The organism is Acinetobacter sp. NS-4, assembly GCF_037402435.1.
Taxonomy (GTDB): domain Bacteria; phylum Pseudomonadota; class Gammaproteobacteria; order Pseudomonadales; family Moraxellaceae; genus Acinetobacter.
In genome coordinates this window covers 1-15,977 of sequence record NZ_JBBEUE010000009.1, presented here as the reverse complement: position 1 = coordinate 15,977, position 15,977 = coordinate 1, and the positions used below count along the sequence as shown (strand labels likewise).

At 41.7% G+C, this 15,977-nt stretch carries 17 protein-coding genes and 1 pseudogene; 10 read left to right on the top strand and 8 right to left on the bottom strand.

What is annotated here, in order from left to right:
- Positions 1 to 25: 25 nt before the first annotated feature.
- Positions 26 to 739, bottom strand: coding sequence for a DUF3108 domain-containing protein (locus tag WAE57_RS08580; RefSeq protein WP_237787132.1), 714 nt, complete (start codon positions 737 to 739; stop codon positions 26 to 28).
- 165 nt (positions 740 to 904) lie between these two features.
- Positions 905 to 1,585: a hypothetical protein gene (locus WAE57_RS08575; RefSeq protein ID WP_337710071.1), complete on the bottom strand. Its 681-nt coding sequence runs from the start codon at positions 1,583 to 1,585 to the stop codon at positions 905 to 907.
- Between the two features lie 240 nt (positions 1,586 to 1,825).
- Between WAE57_RS08575 and WAE57_RS08570 the strand changes: the two genes are divergently transcribed.
- Positions 1,826 to 2,704 (top strand): TonB family protein, encoded by an 879-nt coding sequence (locus tag WAE57_RS08570; RefSeq protein ID WP_337710069.1) that lies wholly within the window; start codon positions 1,826 to 1,828, stop codon positions 2,702 to 2,704.
- A gap of 58 nt (positions 2,705 to 2,762) precedes the next feature.
- On the opposite strand, the gene WAE57_RS08565 is transcribed toward WAE57_RS08570, so the two are convergent.
- The 4 genes from WAE57_RS08565 to miaB all read right to left on the bottom strand — a co-directional run bounded on the left by WAE57_RS08565 (position 2,763) and on the right by miaB (position 6,365).
- Positions 2,763 to 3,191 carry a hypothetical protein gene (locus tag WAE57_RS08565; RefSeq protein ID WP_337710067.1) on the bottom strand — a complete coding sequence of 143 codons (429 nt, stop codon included), beginning with the start codon at positions 3,189 to 3,191 and terminating at the stop codon, positions 2,763 to 2,765.
- Positions 3,192 to 3,299: 108 nt separating this feature from the next.
- Positions 3,300 to 3,779, bottom strand: coding sequence for an rRNA maturation RNase YbeY (ybeY, locus tag WAE57_RS08560; RefSeq protein WP_337710064.1), 480 nt, complete (start codon positions 3,777 to 3,779; stop codon positions 3,300 to 3,302).
- Between the two features lie 19 nt (positions 3,780 to 3,798).
- On the bottom strand, positions 3,799 to 4,872 hold the full coding sequence (locus WAE57_RS08555; protein WP_086198506.1) for a PhoH family protein: 1,074 nt from the start codon (positions 4,870 to 4,872) through the stop codon (positions 3,799 to 3,801).
- Between the two features lie 38 nt (positions 4,873 to 4,910).
- Positions 4,911 to 6,365, bottom strand: coding sequence for a tRNA (N6-isopentenyl adenosine(37)-C2)-methylthiotransferase MiaB (gene miaB / locus WAE57_RS08550; RefSeq protein ID WP_337710059.1), 1,455 nt, complete (start codon positions 6,363 to 6,365; stop codon positions 4,911 to 4,913).
- Positions 6,366 to 6,721: 356 nt separating this feature from the next.
- Between miaB and WAE57_RS08545 the strand changes: the two genes are divergently transcribed.
- The 6 genes and pseudogenes from WAE57_RS08545 (at position 6,722) to WAE57_RS08520 (ending at position 11,643) form a co-directional block, all read left to right on the top strand.
- Positions 6,722 to 8,695, top strand: coding sequence for a transglycosylase SLT domain-containing protein (locus tag WAE57_RS08545; protein WP_337710057.1), 1,974 nt, complete (start codon positions 6,722 to 6,724; stop codon positions 8,693 to 8,695).
- A 32-nt stretch (positions 8,696 to 8,727) separates the two neighbouring features.
- A complete protein-coding gene (locus tag WAE57_RS08540; RefSeq protein WP_337710286.1) occupies positions 8,728 to 9,384 on the top strand; it encodes a ribonuclease I in 657 nt (218 codons plus the stop codon).
- 154 nt (positions 9,385 to 9,538) lie between these two features.
- A complete protein-coding gene (locus WAE57_RS08535) occupies positions 9,539 to 10,525 on the top strand; it encodes a malate dehydrogenase (RefSeq protein WP_086174414.1) in 987 nt (328 codons plus the stop codon).
- Positions 10,526 to 10,695: 170 nt separating this feature from the next.
- Complete coding sequence (locus WAE57_RS08530; protein WP_337710055.1) at positions 10,696 to 10,974, top strand: DUF2789 family protein; 279 nt, start codon at positions 10,696 to 10,698, stop codon at positions 10,972 to 10,974.
- A gap of 51 nt (positions 10,975 to 11,025) precedes the next feature.
- A pseudogene (locus WAE57_RS08525) lies at positions 11,026 to 11,277 on the top strand (DUF2789 family protein).
- Between the two features lie 105 nt (positions 11,278 to 11,382).
- The gene (locus WAE57_RS08520) at positions 11,383 to 11,643 is read left to right on the top strand and encodes a DUF2789 family protein (protein WP_166168765.1); all 261 of its coding nucleotides are present in this window, start codon (positions 11,383 to 11,385) and stop codon (positions 11,641 to 11,643) included.
- Positions 11,644 to 11,820: 177 nt separating this feature from the next.
- Here the strand turns inward: WAE57_RS08520 and WAE57_RS08515 are convergent, their stop codons facing one another.
- Both WAE57_RS08515 and WAE57_RS08510 read right to left on the bottom strand, forming a co-directional pair.
- Positions 11,821 to 12,348 carry a hypothetical protein gene (locus WAE57_RS08515; protein WP_237787140.1) on the bottom strand — a complete coding sequence of 176 codons (528 nt, stop codon included), beginning with the start codon at positions 12,346 to 12,348 and terminating at the stop codon, positions 11,821 to 11,823.
- 75 nt (positions 12,349 to 12,423) lie between these two features.
- The gene (locus WAE57_RS08510; RefSeq protein WP_337710049.1) at positions 12,424 to 13,026 is read right to left on the bottom strand and encodes a 2OG-Fe(II) oxygenase; all 603 of its coding nucleotides are present in this window, start codon (positions 13,024 to 13,026) and stop codon (positions 12,424 to 12,426) included.
- A 117-nt stretch (positions 13,027 to 13,143) separates the two neighbouring features.
- Here WAE57_RS08510 and rlmJ point away from each other — a divergent pair, with 117 nt between their 5' ends.
- From rlmJ to WAE57_RS08495, 3 genes are all read left to right on the top strand, one after another.
- On the top strand, positions 13,144 to 14,001 hold the full coding sequence (gene rlmJ, locus WAE57_RS08505; protein WP_237787142.1) for a 23S rRNA (adenine(2030)-N(6))-methyltransferase RlmJ: 858 nt from the start codon (positions 13,144 to 13,146) through the stop codon (positions 13,999 to 14,001).
- Positions 14,002 to 14,046: 45 nt separating this feature from the next.
- A complete protein-coding gene (gene pssA, locus WAE57_RS08500; protein ID WP_237787143.1) occupies positions 14,047 to 14,874 on the top strand; it encodes a CDP-diacylglycerol--serine O-phosphatidyltransferase in 828 nt (275 codons plus the stop codon).
- A 38-nt stretch (positions 14,875 to 14,912) separates the two neighbouring features.
- A partial coding sequence (locus WAE57_RS08495; RefSeq protein ID WP_337710044.1) for a DUF6670 family protein occupies positions 14,913 to 15,977 on the top strand: 1,065 nt, incomplete at its 3' end.

Here is a 15,977-nt window from a genome sequence, read left to right as displayed (position 1 = left end):
ATGCAAGCAAAATTGATCAAATTGATTAATTCGTTGCGCCTTTATACCCCGTTAATAGCAAACCATAGGAGGTATTGCCATCTTGGTGAGAAACCTTCACAGGAGCATAGTCAAGTTTAGGAGCTAACCAGAAAATCGTATCACGGTTTGGTTTATCATGTTTCATTACCACTTTAATGGTGTCAAAGGTACCGTAAGAGGTTTTAACTTTTTCCGCCCCTTGTTTGACAAAGCGACGTGATTCAACTTCTTTGGCGTCGGCAATTGGATAACTTGATTTTAAACCTGAAGTTTTTAAGTCTTCACGAAGTTGCAATTCAGCATTTAGCTCGTCCAAAACACCAGATTTCCAAGCAAAAGAACGTGCTTTGTCATCTTTCTTGGTGTTAATGATTTTAGCATTCGGATTAAAGTTAATGCTCATGGTGTTGTTGTGCACCAAAATTTTACTGCTGCGGTTAAAGTTATGAGAAATGATGTTGTTACCATTTAAGCTAAAATGACTTGTTTCCGTTGCAGAAGCAATAACACCTGCTTTGGCAGCAAAAACATAAGTCCAGTTATTTCCCGACTTGCTTAAAGTACGAGTTGCCGAACCCATATTTTTGCCGTTATAGCTAAATTGATAACTTGCCTGGAATGGACTCATGGCAAATGCTTGGCTTGAGAAACCAGCAAACAACAGTGTAGTGCTTACACCAGATGCCAACGCAATCGTTTTCAATACATTGTGAGCCATAAGTAGTGGGTTCCTAGAATGGTTGAATAAAGTATAAAGTTTTTGTTGCTTACTATTATGCGCTTTGATTATGAAGATAAAATTCGAAATTTTGTTCAATCTGTATCTTTATGTAGTTTTTTTCTAGGTAAAAATACAGACTTTAATCATTACTCACAATGCAATTTATTTTTGCTTAATTGGACTGACTTTGCTTTCTTCCTGTTCTTCCTCATCCGCCCAAACATCCATTGGTTCTTCGGACATTTTTCTGAATAAAGCAGTCAGATTGACATTGCCGATGACCACCAGTTCAGCTTCACGTAAAACGGCATGATTTACATGAACTTTCGCTAAGGTATCAATGATAGAGCGCTTTTTGCCTAACCAGCGGTTTAAATCCAGATGTAACAAGTCATCTTTAACTTTAATTACTTTCAGCTTCTCAAGAATCATACCCAAAGGGTCTTGGTTGAGTACTTTTTGATAGAAAAATAAAGCAAATTTTACGGCAAGTTTTTGGAATACATTTTTGAATTTGGCGTCAATGACCTGGGTATCGCTGATCTGTTCAAACACAATCAGCTGGGTATCTTTATTCAATTCCATTTGAACCAGTTTCAAATCGACTGACAGGGTAATGTATAAACCTTTCACATCCAACGTTGCATATAAACGTAACCAGTCCTCATGCAAGTCGGCATGCAGATCTTTGAGCATGGAGACATTGTCGGTGACAAAGCGCTGAAAAGTTGCATTTAAAAAAACTTGAGATAGGGGAAATTCACGCTCATCCTCAATAAACCCTTCTGCCTTTTGGTACACCTGGCGTATACGTTGAGAGATATTGGATAGTAGCGTTTGCATATAAGGCATCCCAGCGAGTTAATCTTTTTAAACTTCGATAGATTTTGTCGAAAGTATTAAAAATACAGATATTCGATCTTGCAGTTTAGCAAAATTAATTGCACCATTTTCATGATTTTAATTGTCTACAGGTCGCTTGTTGATTGAGTTCTCGTTTTTTCATTCAAAAGTAGACGCTGTGTTTATTTTATACTGCTTTTATGCAGTTTGGGGAACCTGACTTTTTGTCGGTTTAATGTGATGCTTAAGAAAATCAGTTTTGCACCTTTAATGCAGGCATGGTGGAAAGATCCAGTTTTCACAAGCGCAGTGATTGTGGCTGCTCTTTTGCATTTGATTATTTTGACCTTGCAATTTGCCATGCCGGAAGAAAGTGATGCTGCAGTCAAAGAAATTGCCGTCACTTTACGTCCAAGTCAGGACAAGGTGGAACAGGCTGATTTTCTGGCACAGGCAGACCAGCAAGGTTCCGGCACATTCCGTGAAGCACATCGTATGTCGAGCGATATGCCTGCCGCAATGACTGAACAAAGTGCTGGTCAACAGCAACAGGAAACTTTGGAGCGTTTACAGCAAAAGCGCGAATTAAGTTTTGAAGAAAAAGTATTGATGACTACCTTAAGCTGGAAAAAGGAAGCAGAACAGAACCAGCGTAAAAAAGCCATGCAAGAGCTGAATAGCCAGTTTCAAGCCAAGGCGGCTATGGTCGCAAGTCTGGAAGCGCAATATTTGCAACGTCAACAAAATTTCAGTCGCCAGCAAAAAATTAAAACAGTAGATGGTATTCAAGCCAAGCAGGACATTTCAGCGGCTTATTTGGAAAAATTCCGCGAAAAGGTTGAATTTTACGGTAACCGTTATTATCCCGATGCAGCGAAAGTGCAACGCCTCGCAGGAGAGGTTCGGTTAATGGTGATTTTGAATAAAAGCGGCGGGATTCGTGCCCTTCGCCTGATTGAAAGTTCGGGGCATAGTTTGCTGGATGAAGCGGCAAAGACTTCAGTACGCAAGGCAGCGCCGTTTGGCAGCTTTGATCGGGGAATGAAGGATATTTCAGAGCTGCGTATTGTACGTACCTGGCGTTTTGATCCGGCTGAAGCTGAGTTTGAAGTACATTGATTGTATGGCGGTTCATCTGCTTTGCAAAAATTGCTAATCACGGTTTTTGATTAGGGTTTTAATGCGACGCTAATACATATTGTCCTTTTTGATGTCCATCTGGCCATGTCGCATTTAAGCCGGTTTCTGAAAGGTCGAGGCGGGTCGGGAAGATTTCTAAATATTGGCGATATTGGGGTGCCGCTTTTAAGCCAATACATGTCCCATTTTTCCACCATGTTCCTTCGGCATATTGGTCTAAAGCACCGACTGCCAGATACCATTTAAACTTGCCGTCCGGTTCCAGTAAAAGCTCAGAGCCGACTTCCATCACGCCTTCCAGATAATAATGGCCTATCCAGACATTTGCTGCCTGCTGGAATTTTACTTCTTTACATAGTGATTCATTATTGGGCGGTTTATTATTGAGCAGTGCATCATTTGCATACAGCTGGCATGCAGGAAATAACGCTGAAATCAGGAAAAGCCGGGAAATAATTCTGTTCATTATTTTTTCCGCCATTTTAGAGGGGATTTTAAGATTTTATGCTTATTTGCCATAAATAAAACCCGACTAATCGAAATTAATCGGGTTTAAAAAACAGGGATGCAAGAACTACTGTTCAGTATATGGATTTGAAAAACCTACCTTGGCCAGAATTTCAATTTCCAATGCTTCCATTTCTTCGGCATCTTCATCTGAAGTTTCATGGTCATAACCCATTAAGTGCAATGTGCCATGCACCAGCATATGGGTGAAATGCTCAATCGGGGTTTTGTTTTGCTCAATGGCTTCCTTTAAAACCACAGGAATACAAATCACTAAGTCGCCGATTGGAAGAGCATCCAGCATTGATAAAACTTCCTCTGGAATGTCACTTGGAAAAGACAACACATTGGTCGGTTTGTCTTTCTGGCGATACTCCAGATTCAGCTTATGGCTTTCGGCATTGTCTACACAGGCAATCCCTATCTCACAGTCTTGATCGACATCGATAAAACGCAGTGCAGTCTCAATGACCTTTTTAATATAAGCACGTTTCAGTACCAGTTCAGGGGATTGGAAATCTTGTTGCAGTGATAGGTTAAGTTTCAAAATGAATCCTTAAAATATCTTAATCCTGAGCATCGGCAGCGGCATCATTTTCAGCAATCAATGCTTCCTGACGCGCTTTACGTTCTGCCCGTGCTTCAGCATTAAGACGGTGTTGTTCACTGTCCCATCCTTCATAGGCTTCGACAATTTTTTGTACCAGCTGATGACGAACCACGTCACGAGAATGGAAACGAGTGATATGAATTTCAGTCACCGGTTCCAGCACACGTAAGGCATGTGAAAGACCGGACTGTTGACCACGTGGCAAGTCGACCTGAGTGATATCACCGGTAATGACCGCACGTGAACCAAAACCTAAACGGGTCAGGAACATTTTCATCTGTTCCGGTGTGGTATTTTGCGCTTCATCTAAAATCACGAAAGAATGGTTTAAAGTACGGCCACGCATATAGGCGAGGGGCGCAACTTCAATAATCTGACGTTCAATCAGTTTGGCCACTTTTTCAAAGCCCAGCATTTCATACAGGGCATCGTAAAGTGGACGCAAATAAGGATCGATTTTCTGGCTTAAATCCCCCGGTAAAAAGCCGAGTTTTTCACCGGCTTCAACCGCAGGACGCACCAGCAAGATACGCTGAATTTCATTGCGTTCCAGCATATCCACCGCAGCTGCTACAGCCAGATAGGTTTTACCTGTACCTGCAGGGCCAATACCAAATGAAATATCGCTTTGCAAAATACGTTGCACATAGCGTTTCTGGTTAGCACCACGCGGGTTGATTCGACCTTTACGGGTTTGCAGCCACACCTCATCCAGACCGGTATGTTCCTGATGAGGATCGATTTGTAATTCACGGTCAGTTTGACTGCCCTGAATCATGAGATGCAAGGTATCTGCACTCACTTGCGGGCTAATTTCGGTTTCTTCATGTAGACGCATCAAGAGGCTTTCTGCTCTCTCTACTGCATCGATTTCACCATCAATGTAAAAGGCTTCGCCTCGATGGGAAATGTTGACGTTTAAACGTTGTTCAATTTGTTTCAAATGACCGTTATAAGCACCGAGCATGCCTTTCAAACGCTCCATCGAAACACCAGGAAAAGTTACTGTACGCCGAATCGCTGCAGTCAAGAGAATTCCTTATAAATGGTCTAGCCGATCACCTTACATTACGCCACGTCAGGCTCAAGATTCAAGAGCTCACCGTAAACAAAATTCAAAGTTTTAATTTCGGTAATTTCAATCTCTGCAAAACGTCCAACCCAAGCCGGATCACCAATGAAGGAGACATAACGGGTGTTGTCTGCCGTACCGACCAAAAGGTTCGGATCTTTATCGGATACGTTTTCAATCAATACGCGCTGGATGGTGCCGAGCATGGCATCTGTTTTATCAATGCTTGAGCGTTTAATCCATTGCTGAACTTTGGCCAGACGTTCTTTTTTCACATCTTCAGGGGTGTTGTCTTCAAGTTCTGACGCTGGTGTACCCGGACGTTTTGAATAAATGAAGCTGTAAGAATGGTCGAAATCCAAATCTTTGATGAATTGATAGGTTTCTTCAAAGTTCTGATCAGTTTCACCCGGGAAACCAATAATAAAGTCTGAAGATAAATGTATATCTGGACGGACTTGACGTAACTTTTTAATCTTCTCGATATACACGTCGATGGTGTGGTTACGTTTCATCGCTTTCAGTACATCGTTTGAACCACTTTGTACCGGCAAGTGTAGATGTGAAACCATTTGTGGCAAATCACGGTAGCACTGAATCAGGTCGTCGTTAAATTCAAGCGGATGTGAAGTGGTATAACGCAAACGGCCAATGCCCGGAATTTCAGCCACCAGACGTAGTAAGTCTGCAAAAGTACAGATTTCACCTTCGAACGTTTCACCGCGGTAACCATTGACGTTTTGACCGAGTAGCGAAATTTCACGAACCCCTTTTTCCGCCAGACCGGCAATTTCAGCCAGTACGTCATCTAAAGGACGCGATACCTCTTCCCCGCGGGTATAAGGGACTACGCAGAAAGAACAGTATTTGGAACAGCCTTCCATAATTGAAACAAAGGCTTTATAGCCTTCAACACGCGGTTCAGGTAAAAAGTCGAATTTTTCGATGTCAGGGAAAGAAATATCCACCAGTTTGATTTTATCTTTCTTTGGTTTTTCCAATTGTTCAGAATGCTGATCCAGCATTTGTGGTAAACGGTGCAAGGTTTGCGGGCCAAAAACCATGTCGACATAGGGCGCACGTTTTTGAATGTTGTCACCTTCCTGAGAAGCGACACAACCACCGACACCAATCACCAGATCAGGATTTTTTTCTTTCAGCTTGCGCCAGCGACCCAATTCGGAAAACACTTTTTCTTGGGCCTTTTCACGAATTGAACAGGTATTCATGAGCAGGATATCTGCATCACTTGGATCGGTTGTTAACACATAACCGTGTGAATCGCCCAACAGGTCTGCCATACGATGACTGTCATACTCATTCATCTGACACCCTTGCGTTTCGATATACAGTTTTTTGACTGAACCGTCGGCTGGGGTGTGCTGTGGCTGGGTAACAGTGTTTTCTGAAGCAGCTTGGGCACTATTTGGAATGAAGGTTTGAACCGTCATGTAGGCTCCTAAAGGATAAATCAAGGAAATCGCCATTCAAGATTGACCGGATCAGGTCGGATGAGCGAGCAATATTTCCTTTTTTATTTCAATACTTAATTGCATTGATTGAGAAAGATGAGGCTAGCTGCAATCTTGAAAAAATTGCGATTTGAATACAAGAAAGGCGCATATTTTAGCAGGAATCGAAGCTAAACTTATAGATATAAATAAAGCTACAAGAATATTGATTTGTGAAGTAAAAATGATTGAAAATTAATATTGTCTAATCATAAGGTTACACAACAGAACAGTAGAGTAGTTTAATAATAATTAAACTATTCAAAAATGATTAGATGCGACCAAGGCAATACTAAATGACAGAAGGCAAGCATATGTTTAATCGGGTAATCAATAAAAATTATTATAAAGTGCTTGCTTTAAGTGTGGCATCTAGCGGTTTTATTTCGATTTCCCATGCAGCCGATGAACAGTTTAATGATGCTTTGCGTGCTGCCAACTCAGGCAATGTTGCTTTATTACAACAATATCAGATGTCGATGCAAAATGACGTACTGGGCTATTATCCCGAATATTGGTCATTGAATAGCAATTTAGCCAATCAGCCGGCCAGTAATATTGTTAATTTTGCCCAGCGTTATCCTCAATCTGCGATGGCTGAAAAACTGGCTGCCGATTATGTCGAAGAAAAAGTAAAGCAGGCAGATTTTGCGACGGCACAACCCATTTTACAGTATGTGACCAATCCGGATCAGGCAGAAAGCTGTGCGGTTGCTCAAGTGCGTGCAAAATCGGGTGATCCTTTGGTTTTTGCTGAATATAAGGATGTTTGGCTCGCCACCAGTTCACAACCTGAATCATGTACCGGTTTGGGACGCATGATGTTGTCTAGCCCGCTGATGACCGAGCAGGACAGACAGCAGCGCTTATGGGGACAACTGCGCGCAGGCCAGTCTGGTTTGGCTTTGGCAACTGCACAAAGTCTGGGTGTGAGCCTGTCACTTGCACAGCTCAATCAAATTCAGGCCAATCCTTTAAATTATTTATGGACTGCGCCTAAAGCTACCAGTGCAGATCAGGCTTATTTGATTTATGCCCTAGGACGTTTGGCCGATAGTGATTTAAATACCGCAATGGCTTCGGTAAAAAATGCAGCAGAAGGGACACCGCTGCAAGTACAAAAAGCACTATACCGTGCTGTGGGCTATATTGGTGGTACCACAGTGATGAAAAACAACTTTAATCGTGAAGTGCTGAATTATCTGGATGCCAGTTATGGATTGCCCTTTAGTGCGGAAGAAGCGGAAGTTTATGCCCGTCAGGCCATTCGTTTCAGTAGCTGGGAAAGTTTGATTCGGGCCATTGATGCCATGAGTGTGACCCAGAAACAGGAAGATCGCTGGCAGTACTGGTTGGCACGGGCTTCGGAACAACGTGGCGATGCTAAATCTAAACGTGTAGCGCAAGAAATTTTTAAAAAGTTGGCTCAAGGGGATGATTACCACAATCTGCTGGCCAGAGATAAATTAGGTCAGAGTTACAATAATATTCCCAATAATGTTCAACCTTCCAATAGTGATGTGCAGCGTTTAAGTCAAAATATTCATTTCAACCGTGCTTTTGCTTTACGCCGGGTAAATGCACCAGATAGTTATGTGAATCGTGAATGGAACTGGGCGGTGCGACAGGCCTATTTAAAACATGATGATGGCTTGCTGCTGGCAGCTGCAAAACGTGCAACAGATATGGGTTGGTATGATCGGGCCATTTATGCTGCTGACCGTACCGAATCCAAACACAACTATTCTTATCGTTATGCCATGCCACATCAAAGCTATGTGGTCAGCCATAGCCGTAATGCGGGTATAGATCCTGCATGGGCATATGGCCTGATGCGTCAGGAAAGCCGTTTTGTTTCGCAGGCACGCTCGCATGTGGGTGCAGGCGGTTTAATGCAAATTATGCCGGACACGGCAAAACTTGTAGCCCGCCAAATGGGCGAAACCTATAACCCTGCAGCTTTAACCGATATGAATACCAATATTCGTTATGGTACTTTTTATTTATCAATGATTCAGAACCAGCTCAGCAATAGCCCTGTGCTGGCAACGGCTGGCTACAATGCGGGGCCAAACCGGGCACGTCGCTGGCAACCCGACGCTCAGTCCATTGCCGCGGATCAATATACCGAAACCATTCCACTGACTGAAACACGTGATTATGTAAAACATGTGATGACCAACGCAACACATTATGGGGTATTGCTTGGAGAAGGGGCGCAATCGATTGAAAAAAGAATGAATATCATTCCATTGAGAATAAATCCTTAAACTTTAATTTTATTGATAGGTCTGACTTGTTGATGATATTTTTTGGGCAAACTTCAGTTTTAGCAAGATGGGCACTGTTCGGGGTGAGCGGTGCTGGACTAGGGCTATTTGCACCTCAAATTTTTGCCGAGCCTTTGCAGGGCTATGTCATGGTCGTGCAAATGACTCCTGCGGTATGTATGTTTGATGCTCAAAAATCCAAGCAGCGAAAATGTCTGGAAGGTTATTCACTGAATATTTCCGGTTTGTATCCGGAAACTTCAGAATCTGAATGTAAAACAGCATCTTCCGCCATGCTATCGCCGCTGCAGGCGAAAGTCGTGGCACGTATCATGCCAGATGAAAATGCACGCGTGCAGCTTTGGCGGGGAATCGGTGGATGTGTAAAGATGAATTCAAGTCAATATTTTCGTACCATCATTAATTATGCCGAACGCCTTAAAGTCCCGGCTGAGTTGACCAGTCCTGAAACGCGAACCATGCATCAGACCAATCTTCGGTTACGGTTTTTGCGTTTAAATTCGAGTTTACCTGCCAGTGCAATTAAATTTAACTGTGCGACCTCTCAAGGAAATGCCATTCTGACCGAAGTGAGACTTTGCTATAAAAATAACGGACAGTACAAGCAATGCTCAGTAGCGGTAGAAAATAATTGTCCCAATTTATTCATAATAAAAGGCTCTTACTAAGCTTTTTTATATTTCCTATCAGACTTTTGTTGAAATTCATTTTCTTTTCAATGCATATCGAAAAGGATTGGAGTACAATCTTTCGCGTTTATGATTATTAGATTAAACATTGATTATTTAATCGCATTGACTATCCTCAATTGGAGATAATTACATGAAGCAACCTGTTCGCGTTGCCGTTACTGGCGCTGCTGGTCAAATTGGTTACAGCCTATTATTCCGTATTGCTAGCGGCGAAATGCTTGGTAAAGACCAACCCGTTATTTTGCAATTGTTAGAAGTTCCTTTTGAGAAAGCTCAACAAGCGCTTAAAGGCGTAATGATGGAACTTCAAGACTGCGCATTCCCACTTTTAGCGGACATGATCGGTACTGATGATCCTAAAGTTGCATTTAAAGATGCTGACTACGCGTTATTGGTTGGTTCACGTCCACGTGGTCCAGGTATGGAACGTGCTGACCTTCTTAAAGTGAACGGCGAAATCTTCATTGGTCAAGGCCAAGCACTTAACGAAGTTGCTAGCCGTGATGTTAAAGTTCTTGTTGTAGGTAACCCTGCTAACACTAACGCTTACATCGCTATGAAATCTGCTCCAGATCTTCCAGCTAAAAACTTCACAGCAATGTTACGTCTTGACCACAACCGTGCTGCATCTCAAATTGCTGCTAAAACTGGTAAAGCGGTTAAAGACATCAAACAACTTACAGTTTGGGGTAACCACTCTCCAACAATGTATGCTGACTACCGTTTCGCGACTATCAATGGTGAAAGCGTTAAAGACATGATTAACGACCAAGATTGGAATGCAAACACATTCCTTCCTACAGTTGGTAAGCGTGGCGCTGCAATCATCGAAGCTCGTGGTTTGTCTTCTGCTGCTTCTGCTGCTAACGCTGCAATCGACCATATGCGCGATTGGGCTCTTGGCACAAATGGCGAATGGGTAACGATGGGTATTCCTTCTGACGGTTCTTATGGTATCCCTGAAGGCGTAATGTTCGGTTTCCCTGTGACTACTGAAAACGGTGAATATAAAATCGTTCAAGGTCTAGAAATCGATGCATTCAGTCAAGAACGTATTAACTTCACTCTTAACGAGTTAGAAGAAGAACGTGCAGCGATTGCTGACATGCTTAAATAATTTAATCTTTTAGATTAAATTAAAAAAAGCACGCCAATGGCGTGCTTTTTTTTGTTGCATCATTTTTATAGAACAAAAAATAACATGCTGTGATGGAGGGATAACTGAATTATTCAAGTTTTTTGTCTAACTTATAAGCAAGATCATCAATAAAAGCTGAGGTACACAAGATGTTAGAGCAGCTCCCTACCATGGAAGTTTTTTTTGAACAATTAGGGCTGGATTCAAGCCCTGAGGCCATTGATGAGTTTATCCAGACCCATCAAATTGGTATGGATGTTCCGTTACATAAAGCCCCGTTCTGGTCTAGGTCACAGCACGATTTTCTGATTGGTCATTGGAAAGAAGATGATGATTGGGCAATTTTTGTTGATGTGCTCAATGAACAATTACATATGGATGCTGAAGGCTCCGGAGCATGCGACGTACCTGTGTATGACCAGAAATAATATTTTTATTATTTCTGGTTTAAAGGTTATTCATTATTATCGGAGTCTTAAATGGTATTTGAACAATAGCCTACTTTTTGGAGCTCTTTTTTGAACAATTGGCTCTGAATTCGAGTCCAAAAACATCCATGGTCAATTGACCATGGATGTTTCTTTATATACAGCACCATTCTGGTTGCGTGTTCAGCATGATTTCATTATCAGTCATTGGAAAAAAAGGATGATGAATGGGCTATGGTGGTCGATATCTTAAATGAACACTTGCATACCGAAGACCGGTTTTCAACCTCAACGTATCAGTGAACACAAATTGAAACAACAAACCTAGTTTTATGACTAGGTTTTTTTATGAACATCTTATAAGTTAATTGAATAATAAATGATAGTTTGGTTGATAAGGAGTGTGCCATGCTTATGAATAATAACCCATCCTTTAAAATGTTATTTGAACAACTCGGTCTGGCTTCTAGCCCTGCGGCTGTTGAGCTTTTTATACGGACTCATCAATTACCTGCACATCAAAATCTGCATGATGCTCCCTTCTGGAATAAATCCCAGCGTGAGTTTTTAATTCGCTATTTAGTAGAAGACGCAGATGAGTGGGTCATGTTGATTGATGAGCTTAACCAGCAATTACATATGAATGCTACTAAATTACAGCCTGCTTAAACTTCGATCTTAAAATTTTCGATCCTTATTGGTATTTTTAATCTTATTTAGGGAAAAGGAAGACGAAAAAGAAGTCAATGGACGACTGAAAAATGGGAGCGATATCCTTATTCTGAAGAATAAAGTACCGAAACAGAAAACGCCTCATCGGAGGCGTTTTTTACAGATGCATCAGCATTAATGCAATTTACTTTTTACTAAATTAACAAACCAGTCGTGTTCACGGAATGGGTGGAAGGCTGGATGCTGCTGTAGCAGGATTAAGTCAAACTCAGCAGTTTTACTGTATTTTGTGAGCCAATGTCGGGTTAATGCCGTTTCACTTTTGACCGCAGAAGCATAGGCCAGGAAGAAGTAAATATCTCCATACTCATCATGAGTAATGGGTTTTAAGATTTGCTGGGTAATTAAGGCAAATCTTTGTTCCTTGGTGATTTCGAAATACAGCATATAGGCTTTGGCCAAATGCATGGATAAGTTCATATATAAACTTAACGGCATTTCTTCAAATTCAATACGACCCTGTTCAAGCAATACTACGGCTTCTTGCAGGAAATGAAGCTGTTCCTGACGTACGATACTGAGTGTAACCAATTGCATACGTAACTCAGCACGTTCCAAGGCAAGTTTTGGTGTATTCCCTTGTAAATACAACTGATCGGTTTCGCCAATACGTTGAATAATCTGTTGGGTGTTTTCCCGCATCGGTTACATCCTCATCTGTCTATGATTGCTATATGAGGATGTTTTTCCAGATTTAAAGCATCCTCTGGGGGTAAATTACCAAATGGAATTGCCGCTGCGTAACCATGCGGTAATGGATAAGCGTTGATGCTTGGTTTTGAGTACCTCATGCAATAAATCACTTTGGAATAGGGCAATGCGGTTCGGTTTTGGCGGGATGATGTGCCATTGATCCTGCTTGTCCTGCAAACGTAATTCACCGCCCCAATCCTCCTGCCAGTCTTCATGCAAGTAATAGACTGCCGAAATCACACGGTCATTTTTTTGTTGTGGATTGTCGCGGTGCAAGGCATAAAACTCACCGGCGTTATAACAGGCAAAATGGGCTTCAACTTCACGAATACCCAGAAAAAATGCGCGGTTCAGTTGTTCGGCCAAGCCTTGCAGTGTTTGTATGTGCTGTTGGGCTTTTTCTAAATCTTCATTAATCCATAAAATATGATCACTACGAATTTTGCTGATTACACCGTTCTGAATGGCAGCATCTCTAAACTGATTTAAATGAGAAATACATTCTTCAGCCAAAGCCTGTACATAATCCTGAGGATAAAGATCATCAATAATGCTAAATCCTTGCTGATCTAAATCTTCAATCATTTGATCAACATTGCATGACTTCGGGAGGTGAATTGCATCCATAAAGATAGACTCAAAAACAGGATAGAAAAATGCTGTTGTATTCTAGAGCAAGATATCCTGCGGAACGAAACATTTTTTCATGCTAAAATATCGGTTGATATCAGGAATTAAAGAAACATGAATTACCGTCACCATTTCCATGCAGGCAACTTTGCCGATGTCATGAAGCATGTGTTATTACTGCAACTTTTAACACGTTTAAATGCCAAAGATAAACCTTATCGCTATATCGATACGCATGGTGGGGCAGGTAAATATGATTTATCGACTTCTGCAGCACAGAAATCAGGCGAGTTTTTAAATGGTATTCATCGTTTAATCAAGCTTGATGATTCAATTACTCGTAATGCACCTGAAGGCGTAAAGCAATATCTTAAGATTGTTCAGGATATGCGTGAAGTTTCAGGTAAAGGGGCTTATCCAGGTTCACCATGGTTTGCCTTGGAAGGCATGCGCGAAATAGATAAAGCGACTATTTTTGAAATGCAGCCCGAGGTGTTTCAACAGTTGCGCTTTAATGTTCGTGACCGCCGTGCCGGTTTGCATGAGCGTGATGCCTATGAAGGTTTGCTTGGGGTGATTCCACCGAAAGAAAAGCGCGGTTTGGTGATGATTGATCCGCCTTACGAATTGGAACGTAAAGATTTTCCACAATTGGTAGAATTGTTGGTTGCTGCATACAAAAAATGGCCTACCGGTGTTTTTGCAGTCTGGTATCCGATTAAAGACCGCGCCATGATTGAGCGTTTCGAAAAGAAAATGATCAAAACTGGTATTCGCCGTCAATTGGTGTGTGAAGTTTGTGTGTGGCCAGATGACACTCCAGTGGGCTTGAATGGTTGTGGTTTACTTGTGATTAACCCGCCTTGGAAATTTTCTGAAGATGCGGATGAGGCATTACAATGGCTGTTCCCGCATTTACGCATGAGTGAAAATGGTGGACATGCCGCTGTCCGTTGGTTGGTTGGCGAATAAGTTATACGTTTGAAAGAGATACGGTTACATTTAGGATCGACAAGAATGACAAGTATAAACAAACCTGAAAGTGAATCTTCTACACGTGATGAACATGGTTTTGATGGCATCACCTTTGAAGTGGAGGAAGAAGAGCATACCCATGAGGGACAAAAGGTGAAACGTCGTGGAATCTATCTGTGGCCGAATCTGATTACCACGGCAGCTTTGTTGTCTGGCTTTTACTCCATTATTGCCAGTATGAATGGTGATTTCATTCACGCCATTTATGCCATTTTTCTGGCAGCTTTGTTTGATGGGTTGGATGGTCGGGTAGCGCGTGCAATTGGTGCTCAAAGCCCGTTTGGCGAACAGTTCGATTCCTTGTCGGACTTGCTTGCTTTCGGTGTGGCACCGGCTATTTTAATGTATAGCTGGTGTCTGCATGATTTGGGACGGATTGGGTTAGCCGCCTGTTTTGTGTATACCGCCTGTGCAGCATTCCGTTTGGCACGCTTCAATGTACAAATTGGTGTGGTGGATAAGCGCTATTTTATTGGTGTTGCAAGTCCATTAGCCGCCGTGATTATTATTACCCTGATTTGGGTAGCACAAGATTTCCCGCAAATTTTTGATGTACGTGAATTTGGTATTCAGCTCTTTAATGCTATAGCGATCATTGCTGTGGGATTACTGATGATTTCTAATATCAAATACTATTCATTTAAAACATTTGATCGCAAACGTGTTCCATTTTTTGTGTTGCCGATCGCTGTATTTATCTTTGCCGCGATTACTTATAATATTCCTGTAGGGATTATGGTAATTTCCATTATTTATGCACTGTCTGGTTTTGTGACCACTTTCCTTGCGAGAAAAAATACCGCCATATAAAAATGAGAACGCTATACTGAAAATAAAAGGAGCAAGATATGCAGTTGTTTCAAGATTTATTTGATCGTTCCAAACAACTCAATCAGGCTCCACTTCAGTCGCGCTTGGCATATCATGCGCAAAAAGGCCGTTATAAAATCATTCATCAAGGATTGATGATTCCTAATTTGCCGGCACCCTTACATTATCTTAATTTTATTAGCCTGATTGGTCAGCCGAATGCGGCAATGCTGCGTAATGAAAGTGCTATTCATACCACCGCCTTAGATACTGCAACCACGATTGCCAGTATTAGCTCGCATATGGTGGGGCAATTGAATTCTTACTCGGTAGGACAGGACTGTTTTTTTACAAAAGGGCATTTTCAGTTTTCAGATCGGGAAACAATTCGCGGCAGTTTTCCGCATTTTCAAATACAGCGTAAAGATAAAGAACTGAGTTTTGATTTATCGATTACCACCAGCAATATTATTTCTTATTTTACCCAGTTACGTATGGGGTTGGCGGATCACTGGTCTTTACTGTGTCAATGTGAAGGGCAGGTGACTTATAAAGAACAAAAATTTGAAATTCAGCAGATGGGCTGTTTTGAATATGCACGCTGCATTAATTTTTCCTATTTGCCTTTGGCATTTTTTACTTATCAGGTAATAAATCTGGAAAATCAGCGTCAGCTGCTTTTGGCACAAATTCGTGATTCTTTTAATGGCATTTTGCAATCACGACTCTATTTAAGAGATGCAAAAACAGGCAAGACACAAATGTTTGACCAAAACGTTCGCTTTAAGGTGCATCGGGTTTATCCCAAAGTAAAAACACCGAATGGACAAAGCATGTATTTGCCACGTGAGTTTGAGTGGGGTTATGAAGGTAAAGATGGCACCTGCATTTCCGTACAAGCACAAAGCCGTGGAGATTTTAAATTTGGCCTGGCAGCAGGCTATGTGGGTAGCTTTAAATATCAAATTCGCATTAATCGGCATGAAGAAACGGGTGAAAGTGGTTATTGTGAATATATCGATTGCCGCTCACTCACCTGGCAAGAAAAAAATAAACAAGAAAAAATGCGCGATGAATTAGCCAATCCTGTACCTTTTGCATGC

Bases quoted from the DNA above. Each gene is read 5' to 3' on its own strand.
- WAE57_RS08580 (WP_237787132.1), bottom strand. From the start codon at position 739: ATGGCTCACAATGTATTGAAAACGATTGCGTTGGCATCTGGTGTAAGC.
- WAE57_RS08575 (WP_337710071.1), bottom strand. From the start codon at position 1,585: ATGCAAACGCTACTATCCAATATCTCTCAACGTATACGCCAGGTGTAC.
- WAE57_RS08570 (WP_337710069.1), top strand. From the start codon at position 1,826: ATGCTTAAGAAAATCAGTTTTGCACCTTTAATGCAGGCATGGTGGAAA.
- WAE57_RS08565 (WP_337710067.1), bottom strand. From the start codon at position 3,191: ATGAACAGAATTATTTCCCGGCTTTTCCTGATTTCAGCGTTATTTCCT.
- miaB (WP_337710059.1), bottom strand. From the start codon at position 6,365: ATGACGGTTCAAACCTTCATTCCAAATAGTGCCCAAGCTGCTTCAGAA.
- WAE57_RS08545 (WP_337710057.1), top strand. From the start codon at position 6,722: ATGACAGAAGGCAAGCATATGTTTAATCGGGTAATCAATAAAAATTAT.
- WAE57_RS08540 (WP_337710286.1), top strand. From the start codon at position 8,728: ATGATATTTTTTGGGCAAACTTCAGTTTTAGCAAGATGGGCACTGTTC.
- WAE57_RS08535 (WP_086174414.1), top strand. From the start codon at position 9,539: ATGAAGCAACCTGTTCGCGTTGCCGTTACTGGCGCTGCTGGTCAAATT.
- WAE57_RS08530 (WP_337710055.1), top strand. From the start codon at position 10,696: ATGTTAGAGCAGCTCCCTACCATGGAAGTTTTTTTTGAACAATTAGGG.
- WAE57_RS08520 (WP_166168765.1), top strand. From the start codon at position 11,383: ATGCTTATGAATAATAACCCATCCTTTAAAATGTTATTTGAACAACTC.
- WAE57_RS08515 (WP_237787140.1), bottom strand. From the start codon at position 12,348: ATGCGGGAAAACACCCAACAGATTATTCAACGTATTGGCGAAACCGAT.
- WAE57_RS08510 (WP_337710049.1), bottom strand. From the start codon at position 13,026: ATGGATGCAATTCACCTCCCGAAGTCATGCAATGTTGATCAAATGATT.
- rlmJ (WP_237787142.1), top strand. From the start codon at position 13,144: ATGAATTACCGTCACCATTTCCATGCAGGCAACTTTGCCGATGTCATG.
- pssA (WP_237787143.1), top strand. From the start codon at position 14,047: ATGACAAGTATAAACAAACCTGAAAGTGAATCTTCTACACGTGATGAA.